General features: G+C 63.3%; 15 protein-coding genes. 12 read left to right on the plus strand and 3 right to left on the minus strand.

All coding sequences use genetic code 11. From position 1 onward, the window contains the following. From DXT59_RS30935 to DXT59_RS11195, 7 genes are all read left to right on the plus strand, one after another. Positions 1-306, plus strand: a 306-nt coding sequence (locus DXT59_RS30935; RefSeq protein WP_205417407.1) for a hypothetical protein, incomplete at its 5' end; no start/stop codon positions are given. Positions 307-386: 80 nt separating this feature from the next. Continuing rightward, positions 387-527, plus strand: a complete 141-nt coding sequence (locus DXT59_RS30565; RefSeq protein WP_162878043.1) for a hypothetical protein — start codon at positions 387-389, stop codon at positions 525-527. Between the two features lie 173 nt (positions 528-700). After that, the gene (locus tag DXT59_RS11175; RefSeq protein WP_116136988.1) at positions 701-2242 is read left to right on the plus strand and encodes a methyl-accepting chemotaxis protein; all 1542 of its coding nucleotides are present in this window, start codon (positions 701-703) and stop codon (positions 2240-2242) included. Positions 2243-2419: 177 nt separating this feature from the next. After that, positions 2420-4165: a peptidoglycan D,D-transpeptidase FtsI family protein gene (locus DXT59_RS11180; protein ID WP_116136976.1), complete on the plus strand. Its 1746-nt coding sequence runs from the start codon at positions 2420-2422 to the stop codon at positions 4163-4165. 114 nt (positions 4166-4279) lie between these two features. Then, the gene (gene pdhA, locus DXT59_RS11185; RefSeq protein ID WP_116136977.1) at positions 4280-5368 is read left to right on the plus strand and encodes a pyruvate dehydrogenase (acetyl-transferring) E1 component subunit alpha; all 1089 of its coding nucleotides are present in this window, start codon (positions 4280-4282) and stop codon (positions 5366-5368) included. Continuing rightward, positions 5361-6344 (plus strand): alpha-ketoacid dehydrogenase subunit beta, encoded by a 984-nt coding sequence (locus DXT59_RS11190; protein ID WP_116136978.1) that lies wholly within the window; start codon positions 5361-5363, stop codon positions 6342-6344. Before pdhA ends, DXT59_RS11190 begins: the two co-directional genes overlap by 8 nt. Beyond that, positions 6341-7462: a dihydrolipoamide acetyltransferase family protein gene (locus DXT59_RS11195; protein ID WP_116136979.1), complete on the plus strand. Its 1122-nt coding sequence runs from the start codon at positions 6341-6343 to the stop codon at positions 7460-7462. The genes DXT59_RS11190 and DXT59_RS11195 overlap by 4 nt, the downstream gene beginning before the upstream one ends. On the opposite strand, the gene DXT59_RS11200 is transcribed toward DXT59_RS11195, so the two are convergent. Then, positions 7459-8976 (minus strand): cryptochrome/photolyase family protein, encoded by a 1518-nt coding sequence (locus tag DXT59_RS11200; RefSeq protein WP_116136980.1) that lies wholly within the window; start codon positions 8974-8976, stop codon positions 7459-7461. The two genes, DXT59_RS11195 and DXT59_RS11200, sit on opposite strands and share 4 nt — an antisense overlap. A 237-nt stretch (positions 8977-9213) precedes the next feature. Between DXT59_RS11200 and DXT59_RS11205 the strand changes: the two genes are divergently transcribed. The 3 genes from DXT59_RS11205 (at position 9214) to DXT59_RS11215 (ending at position 12349) form a co-directional block, all read left to right on the plus strand. Next, complete coding sequence (locus DXT59_RS11205) at positions 9214-9369, plus strand: DUF3309 family protein (RefSeq protein WP_102644793.1); 156 nt, start codon at positions 9214-9216, stop codon at positions 9367-9369. Positions 9370-9501: 132 nt separating this feature from the next. Next, on the plus strand, positions 9502-10575 hold the full coding sequence (locus DXT59_RS11210; protein WP_116136981.1) for a glycosyltransferase family 4 protein: 1074 nt from the start codon (positions 9502-9504) through the stop codon (positions 10573-10575). A 1-nt stretch (position 10576) separates the two neighbouring features. Beyond that, positions 10577-12349, plus strand: a complete 1773-nt coding sequence (locus tag DXT59_RS11215; protein ID WP_116136982.1) for an HAD family hydrolase — start codon at positions 10577-10579, stop codon at positions 12347-12349. Between the two features lie 59 nt (positions 12350-12408). Here DXT59_RS11215 and DXT59_RS11220 read toward each other — a convergent pair whose 3' ends face one another. Next, positions 12409-13107, minus strand: coding sequence for an MgtC/SapB family protein (locus DXT59_RS11220; protein WP_420823384.1), 699 nt, complete (start codon positions 13105-13107; stop codon positions 12409-12411). A 189-nt stretch (positions 13108-13296) separates the two neighbouring features. Here DXT59_RS11220 and DXT59_RS11225 point away from each other — a divergent pair, with 189 nt between their 5' ends. Then, positions 13297-13854 (plus strand): DUF4142 domain-containing protein, encoded by a 558-nt coding sequence (locus tag DXT59_RS11225; protein WP_116136984.1) that lies wholly within the window; start codon positions 13297-13299, stop codon positions 13852-13854. Positions 13855-13956: 102 nt separating this feature from the next. Here DXT59_RS11225 and DXT59_RS11230 read toward each other — a convergent pair whose 3' ends face one another. Beyond that, the gene (locus tag DXT59_RS11230) at positions 13957-15258 is read right to left on the minus strand and encodes a UDP-N-acetylglucosamine 1-carboxyvinyltransferase (protein ID WP_116136985.1); all 1302 of its coding nucleotides are present in this window, start codon (positions 15256-15258) and stop codon (positions 13957-13959) included. 285 nt (positions 15259-15543) lie between these two features. Between DXT59_RS11230 and DXT59_RS11235 the strand changes: the two genes are divergently transcribed. Beyond that, positions 15544-16155, plus strand: a complete 612-nt coding sequence (locus DXT59_RS11235; protein ID WP_116136986.1) for an IMPACT family protein — start codon at positions 15544-15546, stop codon at positions 16153-16155. The last annotated feature ends 449 nt before the right edge of the window (positions 16156-16604 follow it).

Genomic DNA, 16604 nt, shown 5'->3' on the forward strand with positions numbered 1-16604 from the left:
AAGACGATCGGCCGGTTCAGCAGAAACTCGCCGCTTGAAATCGATCGCCGTCAATTTGTTCATACACCACTATTGACGTTAGCTCGTACTGCGGGGCAGTATGCCCGCGCGGAAGTACAAACGCAAATGCGGACGGCAAAGCAGCTCGCTCGCTATATAGCCGACTGCGCACTTAACACCCGCCTCGATCGAACTGCGACGGGTTTCGCTCAGGGCACGCTTTATGCTGCGCTCCGCGCGTATGAAAACGCAGCACCATCAGCTCGCCCCCTGCGCCGAAATGAAACGCGCACATCCCACGGATAGCATATAAAAGAAGCGATGCTTCGCGCCGTCTCGGACCTTGACCACCCTTCATCCGATCCGCATACGCCATGGACTACCGCATGCACACCGCACCGATTCCCGATCCCCTCGCCGACCCCACGCGCGACCCCGAGGGCGAGCCCGTCATCCCGCCGGCGCCCGGACATCACAACGACGAACCGCAACGGCCCGAAGGACCGCCCGACAAAAACCCGTCATAGCAGCACCGTCGGCGCCCTGCGACAAAAGCGCCCCATGATCCAAATCAGGGTTTTTCCCCCTGCGCCGCTTCAGACCTTACGTCGATAGACCGGTTATGTGCGGCTTCATCTCGAGAAGTGCCCTTGCGAAGCCGCCGATTCGACTGACCAATCGAGAGCGACGCATGCAGAAAATGACTTTGAATCAGAAGCTGGGCTCGATGATCGCGGTGCTTTGGGCTGGGCTGATCCTCATCGGGATCGCCGGCGTTTGGCAAAACCGCGCATCGATGATCGACGACCGCAAGAGCGAACTCGTCGCGCTCGTGCAGCAGGCGAACAGTATCGCGCAGCACTACTACGACGCGTCCCAGCAGCATGTCATGAGCGAGGACGACGCCAAGAAGCAGGGGCTTCAGGCCATTTCGGTTCTGCGATACGGCAAGGATGGCTACTTCTCGGTCAACGACTCGCAAGCGGTCATGCTCATGCATCCGATCAAGCCCGAGCTGACCGGCAAGAACATGGCCAATTTCACTGACCCAGCCGGCAATCACCTGTTCCAAGACATCGTCAAAGCGTCGGCCGAACCGCAGGGCGGCTTCATCCATTACCTCTGGTCCAAACCCGGCAGCCAGGTGCCCGTCCCGAAAATGTCGTACGGATTGCGCTTCGCGCCATGGGACTGGGACCTCGTCACCGGCATGTATATGGATGACATCAACGCCGCGTTCATGGCCAGTGTCGTGCGCTGGGTCGGCATCATCGCCGTACTGGGCATTGCAGCCACTGTGGCTATGGTGCTCGTTCTGCGCAGCGTGCGACGCGGACTCGGCGGCGATCTCGAAGTGGCCGTCGACACGGCGCGGCGCATCGCGCAAGGCGATCTGACGGCGCGCATCCCGGTCACCCATGACGATGATGCGAGCTTGATGTCCGTGCTCGCACAGATGCAGTCGGGCCTCGTCGAAGCGGTCATGCGCGTGCGCTCCGGCACCGAAAACATCAATGTGGGCGCGAGCGAGATCGCCGCCGGCAATACCGATCTGTCGCAGCGCACCGAGCAGCAAGCCGCGGCGCTCGTGCAAACGGCGTCGAGCATGGATCAGATGACCACGAACGTGAAGATGAACGCGGAAAGCGCCTCGCAAGCGGCCAAGCTCGCCGAACAGGCTGCGGACGTGGCCACCCGCGGCAGCAGCGTCGTGGACGACGTCGTGCGCACGATGAACGAGATCACGTCGAGCTCGCAGAAGATCGGCGACATCATCGGCGTTATCGACGGCATCGCATTCCAAACCAATATCCTCGCACTGAACGCGGCCGTGGAAGCAGCGCGAGCCGGCGAGCAAGGGCGAGGCTTCGCCGTCGTCGCATCGGAAGTGCGCAGCCTCGCTCAGCGTTCCGCCACGGCGGCCAAGGAGATCAAAGCGCTCATCGAGTCGTCGACGAACACCGTCGATCAAGGCGCCGCGCTCGTCGCGAATGCCGGCTCGACGATGGGTGAGATCGTCCAATCGGTGCGGCGTGTCAATGAAATCCTCGAGGAGATCAGCCATGCGTCGCGCGAGCAAAGCGCCGGTATCGAGCAGGTGAACCGCGCCGTGGGCGAGATGGACAAAGTCACGCAGCAAAACGCCGCGCTCGTGGAAGAAGCCGCGGCTGCCGCTCAATCGCTGAAGGACCAAGCAGGCGTGTTGCGCGAGGCAATCTCCGGATTTTCCTTGCCGACGTAAGGTCCGGATTCATTGGGCTTCGCGTTGACGCGCAATGATCTCAAGGATGCGATCGATGCGCCGTCAACGCCATCGACGGCATCTAGGCGTTAGCGCGGGGCTCGCCCGAATACTTACATTTTTATTACAATACGGGCCTCGCGCCATCGGGCGCTCCATGAGAACGACGCCCGTTCAATGCCCTCATCGAAGCCCCAACGCCCCACCCCATATTCGTCCCGCTCGCTGAGGGGCGACGACCTGGTCACGCCGCGCTGGCATCCGAAACGCTCCACCTGCGTCATGCTCCTCATCAGCTTGGCGTTCGCGGCGCTCGTTGCCCGCGCGGGCTGGGTGCAGATCGTCGAACATGATTTTCATGTCGCACAGGGCGAAAAGCGGCATCGGCAAATGCTCTCGCTCGAAGCGAAACGCGGCCCGATCGTCGATCGAGACGGCGCGCTACTGGCCGTCAGCCTCACCACCTACGAAATATGGGCCGACCCCAAGCGGTTCGACCGCAACGCGCTAGAACCGCTCGCAAAAACGCTGGGCGTACGTAAAGCTCACGTGCAGTCGCGCCTCGATTCGGGACGCTCGAACGTTCTGCTCAAACGCCATGTCGATGCGCAAACGGCCAGCCGAATCACCGATCTCGCACTACCGGGCGTCACGCAAATTCCCACCTCCAAGCGTTTTTATCCCGAAGGCGAATCGGCCGCGCACGTCGTGGGGCTGACCGACAGCGACGACGTGGGGCAAGAAGGCGTCGAACTCGCGGCCGACCGTTTGCTCACCGGCCAGCCGGGCGAACGCGAGGTCATACGAGACCGGCTAGGGCGCGTCGTATCGGACTTGCGCCCGCTCGTACCGGCCCGTCATGGGCAAACGGTGCGGCTCACGATCGATCGACGGATTCAACAGCTCGCGTTCGCCCAACTGAAAGCGGCGCTCGAACGGCACGAGGCGCAAGCCGGAAGCGTCGTCGTACTCGACGCCAATACCGGCGAAATCCTGGCGCTGGCCAATGCCCCATCGTTCGACCCGAATGCCCGCGCGAGCCTAACGGCCAACACGATGCGCAACCGCGCCGCCGTCGATACGTTCGAACCCGGTTCGACGATCAAGCCGCTCGCCATCGCAACGGCGATCGAAGCAGGGCGGATCCGCCCGGAGACGCTCATCGATACCGCGCCGGGCTGGTACCGGATCGGCCGCAATACGATCCACGATACGACCAACCACGGCACGGTCAGCGTGGCGGAAGCGCTCACGACCTCGAGCAATATCGCGCTCGCCAAGATTGGATTGACGCTCCCGCCGGAGTCGCTCTGGACGGCCTATCGACAGTACGGTCTCGGCGTCGCCCCGCCGCTGCCGTTCCCCGGCGTCGCGGCCGGAAAGCTGAGGCCATGGGCGCGATGGCGGCCCGTCGAGCAAGCGACGATGGCCTACGGCTACGGCTTGTCGACGTCGCTGCTGCAAATGGCGCAGGCGTATACGGCGCTGGCCGGCGACGGCACGATGCGTCCCGTCTCGCTACTAGCCCGTGAACCATCCTCCGACAGCCCGCCTGCTCCCGAGCACGCCGCTCCGGTTACGACCGCGGCGACGGCGGCCGCGCTGCGCACCATGCTCGAAGCCGCGACGCTCGAAGGCGGTACGGGCGGCGCGGCTCGGGTCGAAGGCTATCGGGTGGGCGGCAAGACGGGGACGGCGTGGAAGCATGCTGGTACGGGATATGCCAAAGGCAAGTATCGTTCGCTCTTCGTCGGCATTGCACCGATCGACGCACCGCGTCTCGTCGTGGCGGTAATGATCGACGAACCCTCAAAGCGCTCGTATTACGGCGGTCCCGTTGCGGGCCCGGTGTTCTCGTCCGTAGCCGGCGGCGCGCTCCAGTTGCTAGGCGTACCACCGACCCGGACGGGCCCCGATGCTTAGCCGCGTCGCTCGCGCAACGCGCCCACTCCCCCTTGTTTTCGGATGCAAACGTACTAACGTTTGAAGAAGAACAAGAGCAGCACCCGGCCGCGAGCGCGCGGAAGGACATCGATCATGACGACGGTCGCCAGCTTTGATATCGAGTACACCCGGTTTCTCGATCCTGGCGGCGTACCCGCGCAATCGCTACCCGACTTCGCCAAAGATCCGAATATTCTCTCGGGGTTCTATCGGGCCATGGTGCTGACGCGCGCTTTCGACGCGAAGGCCGTTGCGCTGCAACGCACCGGCAAGCTCGGCACGTTCGCTTCCTCGGTCGGACAAGAAGCCATCGGCGTGGGCCTCGCCTCGGCGATGCGGCCGGAGGATGCGCTCTTTCCTTCCTATCGCGACCATGCCGCGCAACTGCTGCGCGGGGTCACCATGACGGAAAGTTTGCTGTACTGGGGAGGCGACGAACGCGGCAGCAACTTCGCCGCCGCTCCGCATGATTTCCCGAACTGCGTTCCCATCGCCTCGCAAGTGGCGCACGCGGCCGGGGCGGCGTACGCGTTTCGCTTGCGAAACGAGCCGCGCGTGGCAGTGACGATCGTCGGCGACGGTGGGACGTCGAAGGGCGATTTCTACGAAGCGATGAATATGGCGGGCGTCTGGCAAGCGCCACTCGTCATCGTCGTCAACGACAATCAGTGGGCCATCTCAGTACCGCGCGCAGCGCAGACGGCCGCGCGGACGCTCGCGCAAAAGGCAATCGCCGCCGGGATCGAAGGACGCCAAGTCGACGGCAACGATGTGATCGCGGTCCACGAAGCCGCGCGCGAGGCACTGGCCAAAGCGCGGCGCGGCGAAGGCCCTACGCTGATCGAAGCGGTGAGCTATCGTCTCGGCGATCACACGACGGCCGATGATGCGACGCGCTACCGGGACCCCGAACTCGTCGCCGGGGCATGGCTCGAGGAACCGATCGTGCGGTTGCGCAAATACCTCGTTGCGCTGAATGCTTGGGACAAAGCGGACGAAGACGCACTGATTCGCGAATGCGCGCAGCGTGTCGATGCCGCGGTGCAGGCGTATCTCGCGATAGGGCCGCTCGATCCGTCTGCAATGTTCGATCATCTCTATGCGTCGCTGCCGCGCGCATTGAACGACCAGCTATCGACTGCGCTGCAATCGGCGGCTTATCGAGGTAGCGATCATGGCTGATCTCACGCTCGTCGAAGCCGTGAACCTCGCGCTGGCGCATGCGCTCGAACATGATGCGTCGGTCGTGCTGCTCGGCGAGGATATCGGCGCGAATGGCGGCGTGTTTCGCGCGACGCTCGGTTTGCAGGCCCGGTTCGGGGCGCAACGCGTGATCGATACGCCGCTCGCCGAAGCGGGCATCGCCGGTACCGCCATCGGGATGGCCGCGATGGGCTTGCATCCGGTCGCCGAGATTCAATTCACGGGCTTCATTTATCCGGCCATCGATCAGCTACTCAATCATGCTGCGCGCTTGCGCCATCGAACGCGCGGCCGGCTCGGTTGCCCGCTGGTGATCCGCTCGCCCTGCGGCGCGGGGATTCATGCTCCCGAGCATCACTCGGAAAGCCCCGAATCGCTGTTCGCCCATATCCCCGGCTTGCGTGTCGTCATGCCCTCCTCTCCGGCCCGCGCTTATGGATTGTTGCTCGCCGCGATCGACGACCCCGATCCGGTGATCTTCTTGGAACCCACGCGCCTATACCGCCTATTCAAACAAGACGTCCAAGACGACGGCCAGGCGCTGCCGCTCGATACCTGTTTCGCGTTGCGCGAGGGCACGGACGTCACGCTCGTGGCATGGGGCGCCATGCTGCAGGAAGTACTTAGGGCCGCCGACGAATTGGCGACGGACGGCATTGCCGCCGAAGTCATCGACGTGGCGACACTCAAACCGCTCGACATGGACACGATCTTGGCTTCAGTGGCCAAGACGGGACGCTGCGTCATCGTGCACGAGGCCCCACGCACCTGCGGGCTCGGCGCCGAAATCGCAGCCACGATCGCCGAGCGCGGACTTTACTCGTTGCTCGCGCCGATCGAGCGCGTGACCGGGTACGACGTCGTCGTCCCGCTGTTCAGGCTAGAGGCGCAGTACATGCCGAGCGTCGCGCGCATCGTCGGCGCCGTACGAAAAACGCTCGAGGCATCCACATGAATATATTCAAGTTGCCCGATCTCGGCGAAGGGCTCCAAGAAGCCGAGATCGTCGAATGGCACGTGAAGGCCGGCGATGAGATCAAGGCCGATCAGCCGCTCGTCGCGGTGGAAACGGCCAAGGCGATCGTCGAAATCCCCTCGCCGCAAGCGGGACGCATTGCAAAGCTCTATGGCAACAAAGGCGACATCGTGCATTTAGGCGCGGCGCTGGTTGGATTCGAAGGCGAAGGGAGCGCGGCCGATGCGGGCACCGTCGTCGGGCGTATCGAGGCGAGCGAGCACGTCGTGCGCGAGGGGCCGCCAAGCTTTGCCGCGCCGACGGGAGCACGCGTGGGCACGATGGCCGTGCGGGCGACGCCGGCCGTGCGCGCACTGGCCCGCACGCTCGATATCGACCTGACCATGATCATGCCCACGGGACCGGACGGCGTCGTAACGGCAAGCGATGTCGAACGGACGGCGAAGCTATTAGCCGAACTCGGCCCGCCCGAAACGCTGCGCGGGGTACGCCGCGCGATGGCGCAAAACATGGCGCAGGCGCAAAGCGAGGTGGCGGCGGCAACGGTCATCGACGACGCCGATATCGACGCCTGGGAACCCGGCGCCGACGTGACGATTCGTTTGATCCGCGCCCTCGTCGCGGGTTGCCGCGCCCAGCCGGGCTTGAACGCCTGGTTCGACGGACGCACGGCTCGACGGCGCGTACTGGCCAAAATCGATGTCGGCATTGCCGTCGATTTACCGGACGGATTGTTCGTGCCCGTCCTGCGCGACGTCGCGAATCGCGACGCGCAGGATCTGCGTGCGGGATTGGACCGGATGCGCGCCGACATGAAAGCGCGCAAGATTCCGCCCGAGGAAATGCGGGGCAATACGATTACGCTGTCGAACTTCGGGATGATCGCCGGAAAGTACGCCGCGCCGATCGTCGTACCGCCGACGGTCGCGATTCTAGGCGCCGGCCGCGTGCACGACGCGGTCGTCGTGCACGAAGGCAAGCCTGCCGTGCATGCGATCTTGCCGCTCAGCCTAACGTTCGATCATCGCGTCGTGACAGGCGGCGAAGCCGCGCGTTTCTTAGCCGCCGTCATCGGCAACTTGGAAATGGCTGCTTAATGCGCTGGCTCGCTAAGCGCGTCATCGTCATCGGTGCTCGCCGCTCGGTAACGCGCGAGCGTCGCCGCTCTCGCCTTCGCATGGTCGACGATCGGAAACGGGTAGTCGCGGCCTAGGGCGAAGCCCACGGCCGCCAGTGACTCGGGCGCGGCGAGCCATGGCGCGTGAATCCATTTCTCCGGCACAGCCTCGAGCTCGGGCACGTAGCGCTTGATGAACTTTCCGTGCGGGTCGTACTGCTTCGATTGAGTGACGGGATTGAAGATGCGAAACCATGGCTGTGCGTCGCATCCCGTGGAAGCGGCCCACTGCCATCCGCCGTTATTGGCGGCGAAGTCGAAATCGTTGAGCCATTCATCGAAATGCGCTTCGCCGAGCCGCCAGTCGATACCCAAGTCCTTCACGAGAAAACTCGCGGTCACCATCCGCAAGCGGTTATGCATGTAGCCTGTCTTCAACAGTTGCCGCATGCCCGCATCGACGAGCGGGTATCCCGTCTTGCCCTCCCGCCACGCATCGAAATGCGCATCGGCCCGCGGGCCGCTTTCCCACTTCAGTGCGTCGTATTCGCGTTTGAACGACGCCCCGCTCGCCAATTGCGGGTTCATCGCCAGAACCATAAAGAAAAACTCGCGCCAAACGAGTTCGGACAACCATGTACCGGCTCCGCCCCCGCCGGGCTGAAGCGTCAACGCATGCGCTGCTCGCACCAGGGTGCGAATCGAGATCGTGCCGAACCGCAAGTGCGTGGAGAGGTAGCTCGGCCCTTTCACGGCAGGAAAATTACGCTGCATCTCGTAGCGATCGATACGCTCGTTGAATTCATCGAATAAGCGCCGCGCGCCTCGCATCCCGGGCGGCAACTTGAGCGCCCGCAAGTCGCTCGGCGCGAAGCCGAGCTCGCCGAGACTCGGCCATCGGCTATGCAGCGAGTCAGGCGGCGGACGAAGCTGCCCCCGCCGCGGTTCGACGCGCCGAGGGGCCACGTCGGCTGGACTCAGCCGCGCCAGCCAGGCGCGCTTGTACGGCGTAAACACCGTATAAGGCTTGCCCTGCATGTTCACAATCTCGTCGCGCTCGAAAATCACTTGGTCCTTGAACGTGACCAACCGGCTACCCATCGCCCGCAACGCCCGCTCGAGCGCTTCGTCGCGCGCCATCGCGGACGGCTCGTAGTCGCGATTGGCGAAGACGGTATCGATGCGAAGCTGCCGGGCGAGCTCGGCGATGCATTGCACGGGTTCGCCGTGCACGACGATAAGCCCGCCGCCAAGTTTGCGCAGCGTTTGATCGAGTTCGACGAGCGAAGCGAGAATGAAATCGATCCGGCGATCGGCAGGCATCCCCTCGGGGTTCGCGCGGCGCTTGCGCTGCAGCAACGGCTCGAGAATCGTCGTATCGAAGACGAAGGCGCACCATACACGCTCCGCGCTCGCCAGCGCGCGGCTTAGGGCCGAGTGATCGTCGCAGCGCAAATCTCGACGAAACCAGACGAGCGCGCGTTCCTCGCTCATCGCGCCGCTCCCTGGCGGGCGCTTGGATGACGGCGGCCCAGCGTATGAAAGGTCGTCACGGCGTATTCCGTTTGTAATGTCGACGAATCGGCGACTATACCGCCGCCCGGGAAAACCGTCCAAGAGCCGCGACGCACCGGGCGCGGCGAGCAAATCGAACCGCGAGGCATATAAGTTGCGGATCGGTTCGCCAGCGGCTAGCGCCGCACGTTATCAACCATGTCAAGCGAGGGCGGTATGTTAGGCACGATATTGCTCATCATTCTCATCTTGCTTCTGATCGGCGCGTTTCCGGCATGGCCGCATAGCCGTAGCTGGGGGTATGCGCCGACAGGCACGCTTGGGATCATCGTCATCATCGTCGTTATTCTCGTCGTGATGGGCCGAATATAGGCCAGGAGCCGGCGAGCCGATACGGCTCGGCATGCCGAGCCGTATCGGCGATTTCATTGTCTCCCGTTCGATTCGCCCTGTCCGGGCACGACCCGTGCAAGACGTTCGCGATCAACGAACACGATCACGGACATGCGAATCGCCCAAGTCTCGACGTTGTATGAAAGCGTGCCGCCCAAAGCCTATGGCGGTATCGAACGCGTGGTTTCCTGGCTGACCGAGGCGCTCGTGGATACGGGCCACGACGTGACGTTATTCGCCAGTGCCGATTCAGTCACGCGCGCTCGTCTCGTTCCGGCTTGCCCGTGCGCACTACGCCTCATAGAAGAGACAGCCGACCCCCAAGCGTTCCACTTCGCGATGTTGGAAGAGGTCGTGCGGCGCTCCCGCGAATTCGACATCGTGCATTTTCATACGGACTACCAAGGCTTTCCCTTTGCGCGGCGGCTGGCCTGCGCGCACCTCACGACGCTGCATTGGCGGCTCGATATACCGGGTCTCGATCGGCTTTACCGTGCATTCGACGATATCCCGCTCGTCTCCATCTCCAATGCTCAGCGCAAGCCCCTGCCCGGCGCGCGATGGCAAGGCACGGTCTATCACGGCATGCCGGCCGATACGCCGGCGTTCGATGCGCGGCCCGGCGACTACCTCGCGTTCCTCGGCCGCATCGCGCCGCCGAAGCGCCCCGATCTCGCCATCCAAATCGCCGAGCGTGCCGGGATGCCGCTCAAGATTGCCGCGAAAATCGATAACGGCGATCGTTGGTACTACGAAGAAAACATCGAGGCGTTGATGCGCCACCCGCGCGTCGACTACTTGGGCGAACTCGGCGATCGAGACAAGCACGCGCTGTTGGCGGGTGCCCGCGCACTGCTCTTTCCCATCGACTGGCCCGAGCCGTTCGGTCTCGTACTGATCGAAGCGCTGGCGTGCGGCACGCCCGTCATCGCATTCGGGCGTGGCTCCGTGCCCGAAATCATCGATGATGGACACACGGGTTTCATCGTCGATAACGTCGAGGAAGCGATACGGGCCGTCGGCCGGCTGCACGAGATCGATCGCGGACAATGCCGGGCCGCATTCGAGCAGCGTTTCAGCGCCGCGCGCATGGCAGCCGATTACCTAAACATTTACGAGACCCTGCTTGGCAGCCCGCACTCGCGCGAAGATGCGTGCACGGCGGCCTCGCTTCAAGGAGCCTGAGATGCGATTCGTTGCGCTCGCAACCGATTACGACAATACCCTAGCCACCGACGGCAACGTGTCGGACGACACATGGGCCGCGCTCGAGCGGCTGCGTCAATCGGGCCGCCATTTGATTCTCGTCAGCGGCCGCGAACTCGAGGATTTGCGCACGATTTGCCCTCGGCTCGATCTGTTCTCCCGGGTCGTCGCCGAAAACGGCGGCGTGCTGTACCGCCCCGATCGCGGTGAAAAGCGCCTCTTGGCGCCCGCGCCGCCCAAGGCGTTCGTCGAAGCGTTGCGCAAGCACGGCATGGATCGGTTCAGCGTCAGCGAGACGCTCGTGGCGACGATGAAGCCGAACGAGCAGATCGCCCTCGAAGCGATTCGCGACCTGGGGCTAGATCTGCACGTCGTGTTCAACGGCGACGCGGTAATGATTCTCGCGCCGGGCGTGACGAAGGCGACAGGACTACAGGCCGCACTCGACGAACTCGATCTTTCGCCGCTCAATGTCGCCGGCGTGGGCGATGCCGAGAACGATCACCCGCTGCTCGAAGCATGTGGATTCGCGGTCGCCGTGGCCAATGCGCTGCCGGCATTGAAAGCACACGCCGATTGGGTGACGCCGAGCGAAAGCGGCCGCGGCGTGGCCGAGCTTGCCGCCGCGCTCGTCGAAGACGACTTGCTAAGCCATACGGCCGCGCTCGAGCGCTGCAAGCTGTTGCTGGGCCATCGACGGACCGAGCGCGGCGATGCGCCGGTCCTGCTCGACGCGCACGGCACGATCGCGCTCCTCGCCGGTCCCTCCGGCGGCGGCAAATCGACGGTGACGGCCGCGTTGCTCGAACGGCTGCGCCATGCCGGCTACCAAGCATGCATTTTCGATCCGGAAGGCGACTATGGCCACGAGGGCGACCTCGTGGCGCTCGGCGACGCCCATACCACGCCCTCCCTCGAAAGCGCGGTGCAACTGCTGAGCAATCCAAAGCAAAGCGTCGCCGTCAATTTACTGCGCGTGCCGCTCGTCGAAAGACCACGCTATTGCGCAAGCCTGCTGTTGCGCCTACAGGCCTTGAGAGTTCAAACGGGCAGACCGCACTGGCTAGTCTTCGAGGAGGCGCATCAGCTATTTCCAGCCGATTGGAATCCGGCCGACGAGTCGCTTCCGTCGATGCTCGAGACCGCGCTGGCCGTCACCGTGCACCCGGACCAAGTCGCTCCCGCGCTGCTGCGCCAGGTCAACACGGCGCTCGTCACCGGCGCGCACCCCGACAAGACCATCGCCGCTTTCGGCGAAGCGCTCGGACGCCGCCCGCCTCGGCTCGATGGCATCGATAAGCTCGAACGCGGGCAGTTGCTCGTTTGGCATCCCGCCGATGAGCGCCCGGCGGAACACGCGAACGAGATCCACGTGGTTACCGTCGAACCGGGCACGACGCAACGCCGCCGCCATCACCGCAAATACGCGGAAGGCCTGCTAATCCCGGAGCGCAGCTTCTATTTCCGCGGTCCGGAGGGCAAACTGAATCTGCGCGCGCATAATCTCGTGCTGTTCCTAGAGATCGCAGATGGCGTGGATGCCGATACGTGGCAATACCATCTGCGGCGCGGCGACTATTCTCACTGGTTCGGAGAAGTCATCGGCGACGAGGAATTGGCCAGCGAGGCACGCTCGATCGAGCAAGCGCATACGCTCGACGCAGCCGATAGCCGAGCTAAGATTCGCGAGGCCGTGGAACGCCGTTACACTCAGCCGGAAAACCCTTCTCTACCGCCGCTGCGGCAATCGTAAGGATACCTAATCGATTGCGATCGGCCGGTCCGTGGAAGGAAGCCCGACGCCTCCCGCACTCAGTCGGTCATCGACCATTGAAGCGAGAGCGCGCCGCTCGCGCGCCCGATCTCCTCGAAAGAAGGCGCGACACGATGGACGTCGAACGGCTCCTTCCAATGCACGAGATAGCGCGACTCGCACGTGCCCTCCTCTCGCCGCTCGCCGCCACGCGGCTCGACCGAGCACCCTATCCGCGCAAGTTCATCGGCGAGCCGTCGAGTGCAGTCCGAACCGCTGGGATGCTTGATCGTCAGCCAGGCGGCCTTACGGCGCTCCAGCTTGTGCTCGACCATCCTCAGCCCCCACATCACGGCCAGCCCGACGACGCTTGCGCCGCCCCCCAACCGATATTGCCCGCCACCGAGGCACAGCCCGATCACAGTCACGAACCACAGCATGGCGGCCGTCGTCACGCCGCTGATCAAACCGTCCTTGCGAAATACCGCGCCGGCGCCGATGAAACCCATCCCAGTCAGTATCCCGAGGGGAAGCCGCATGAGATCGAGGGTGGCGAAGCTGTTCGGCTGCTTACCGGTTTCGGGAAGCAATGCATTGACTTGCAACATGGCGACGCAGGCCGCCAGGCAAACGAGAATCGTCGTGCGCAAGCCCGCGGCCTTGCCCGACTCGCTCCGGTCAAACCCGAAAGCGGCGCCCGCCACGAGCGCGCAGGCTAGGCGCGTACTGGCGGACAGCCAGTCGAGCGTAAGCGGCATCGTCTCCATATTTGTACGTGGTAATGGATTGCATCGATGTTTTCTCCGCGAGCAAAACGTGCGCCCAGCGGGCAATGCTCATATCCGCCCGCTGGGTACGGTGCTTGCGGCGCAGCAAGCACGATCGCGCCGGTCCAATGGCATCGGCGCGCATCGCTCTGACGAACGCTGTGCTTTTAAGGAGCCTAAATGAAGCGAACCGCTCTAGCCTTGACCTGCTGCGTCTTGCTGCTCCCCGTCGGCATTGCCGAAGCCCAAACGCCAGGGGCAACGCAATCCGAAGCCGCATCGACGACGGCCGCCAATCCGTTACCGCAACCGGACCGCGATTTCGTTCAAGCCGCGTCCATGTCCTCCTCGACCGAAATCGACGCCGGCAAGCTGGCTCAGAAAAACTCCAGCGACAAGGACGTCAAATCGTTCGCGCATCACATGATGCTCGACCATACGAAGCTCACGGTCCAATTGAAGGCGGCCACCCCGCACGGCGTCGAGGCACCGAAGGACAATTCAGATACGAGTGTGCTGGATGAATTGAAGCCGCTCAAGGGCAAGGAATTCGACGACGCCTATATCGCGAAGATCGGGCTCAAGGGCCACGAAGATGCGATCGCGGCCTTCAAAAAGGAGATTTCCGACGGTCAGAACGCCGACCTGAAGAAGCTCGCGCAAAAGGGGCTGCCGACCGTCGAGCACCACTATCAGATGGCGCAGCAACTTGCCAAGAAAAAGGGCGTGCAGCAGTAAACGCATAGCCGGCACCCGCGTGCCTCGCTTATGGCGTGAACGAAGCCCATGCCGTTGCATGGGCTTCGTCGCGGTGCCGATCGCCGGTCGAGGCAGCTTCGTTCAGTCGCCTGTCGTCCATTCGACGTTCGCGCCGACCGAACGCAAGTTTTCGACGAAGTGCGGATGCGCGCGCCGGATCGGCAGTGCATTCGTAATAACCGAGCGTCCTTCGATGCTTGCCGCGACCATCAACAGCGCGATCGCCACGCGGATAATGTAGGGGCTTTCGACCTTTGCGGGACTCAAAGGAATGCCGCCGAACGTGATGAGCCGATGCGGGTCGGACAGGAAAACGTGCGCACCGAACTTCGACAGTTCGACCGACCACCCCATGGCGCCGTCGTAGACCTTATTCCAGAACATGGCGCTGCCTTCCGCGCGCACGCCGAGCGCGATAAAGATCGGCAGCAAATCGACGGGCAAATAAGGCCAGGGCGCCGCTTCCACCTTCGTCAGAATATTGGGCGTAAACGGACGACGCACGCGCAGCGGGCCCTCGCGCAACGCGCGCGACCAACCGTCCTTGTGCTCCAGGTCTACGCCGAATTTGGCGAACGTGCGATCGATCAGCGGAAATTGCTCGGGTGCGCTGTTTTTGACGACGATCTCGCCGCCCGTAATCGCCCCCAGCGCGAGGAACGTCGCGATTTCATGGAAATCCTCGCTGAAGCGGAACTCGCCGCCGCCGAGCCGGTGTCCGCCTTCGATGGCCAGACGTGAGGTCCCGATGCCTTCGATCGGTACGCCCAGCATGGCGATGAACCGGCAAAACTCCTGGACGTGGGGCTCGGAGGCCGCATTCACGAGCGTCGACGTGCCCGACGCGGACACCGCGCACAAGACGAAATTTTCCGTCGTGGTGACGGACGCGTAGTCGAGCCAGTGGTCGTTCGCGGCCATGCGCGTTTGCGCATGCACGATCAGCGAATCGGAGGTGCGCTCCACGTGGGCGCCGAAACGCTCGAATACCTCCACGTGCGGGTCGATCTCGCGCACGCCGAGTGTGCAGCCCTTCACGTCGTTTTCGAGCCTTGCCACGCCGAATCGCGCGAGCAGCGGCGGCACGAGCATGATCGACGAGCGCATTTCCTCGGGCAAGCGATGCTTGGCCGGATCGAACGTCGTGGCGTGATGGTGCAGATCGAGGATACCCGTCGAGAAATCCATCGACACGTCGCTGCCTAGCGCGCGGAAAATGTCGAGGATTTTCTTGACGTCGGTGATTTCAGGCACGCCGACGAGCCGCAGCGGCTGGTCGGTCAGCAAAGTCGCGCAAAGAATCGGGAGGACAGCGTTCTTATTGGCGGACGGCGTGATCTCCCCGCGAAGCGGGAGGCCGCCATGGACGATCAGATCGGACATATTCGGGGCAAAACGGAAAAGTGGGGGTGTGGCCGAGAAAAGCAGGCGCATATGATGCCATCGTCCGGGCAGCGGCGGACGGGAATCTTGCCGACGGATGGCGCAATTGCCAATTTCGGTTTCAGCATTCGATAATCGGGGCAGCGACGGGCCGCTGCCGGCACGCCGCGTCCGACCTGCCGCAAATGCGAACCTGAGTGCGCAACGCTTTTGTGTCAAGCACTTACATAGTCTGTGACCAGGTTATTCACAGGTTTGCCAACAAAAATTGGGGATAAGTTCGTTTTGCCCACTTTCACGCTCGCCGGCCCGGTCACGGCCGAACTGGAGATCCGCAAGAGCCGCTTCATCGCGCATGCTATTCCCGTGGCCGATCGCGACGCCGCCATGCAGGCACTGCGCCAATTGCGCGACACCCATCCTAGCGCCACTCACGTTTGCTGGGCGTTGCTCGCGGGCGGGCAATCGGGGATGTCCGACGATGGGGAGCCCTCAGGCACGGCGGGGCGGCCGATTCTCGAGGTATTGCGTCACCACGATCTCGACGGCGTCTTGGCGGCGGTCGTGCGGTACTACGGTGGAGTGAAGCTCGGGGCGGGCGGCCTCGTGCGCGCCTATACCGACGCGATTGCGAGCGCGCTCCAGTCCGCGGAGCGTGTGGAGCGGATTGCGCAAGCTCGCTTGGCGATAGAAATCGACTACCCGGACGAAGCCCGTGTGCGCCGCTGGATGGAACAGGAAGCGGTGGAACTCATCGACAGCGAATATGAACTGGCGGTGCGGCTGGTATTGCGAATGCCGGCGACGAAGCGCGATGCAGCCCGCGTTGCCCTGCGCGATTTGACGCAAGGCCGCGCGCGCTTTGCCGAGGAAGACAGCGGCGAAGCGCGGGACTGAGCTGCTAAGTAATCAGCGTTTGCTGAGCTTGCTTGGCGCCGCCAGCGCGCGTGCAGCCGGAAGCTTTCAATTTCATTATTTTGCTGGATGCGCTTGAATTCGGGCAAACGCTTTGGTGGCGGCCCATCGAACGAATTGAGCATGAAAACGCGCTCCTTTCATCCAATTGGTTCCTGGCGGGCGGGTCTACACTGCTTTCCATGGAGCGAGACATCGGCTCCATCCACGGAGCCCTCGCGAAGCGACGTGGTGCTAGGCAGTGATCTAGAAGCACGATAGCAGTGGAAGGAATTCCTCTCAGCACTCAGGGTGATCGCTGATAGGTTCAAAACCGGGGTTCGGGCAGTGCGTTGTAGCAGGTGGAAGTACCTAGTCGTTCGAAGTACCTAGTCGTTCGAAGTACCTAGTCGTTCGAAGTACCTAGTCGTTCGAAGTACCTAGTCGTTCGA

Source organism: Trinickia diaoshuihuensis, assembly GCF_003390925.1.
In the GTDB taxonomy this organism is placed as follows: domain Bacteria; phylum Pseudomonadota; class Gammaproteobacteria; order Burkholderiales; family Burkholderiaceae; genus Trinickia; species Trinickia diaoshuihuensis.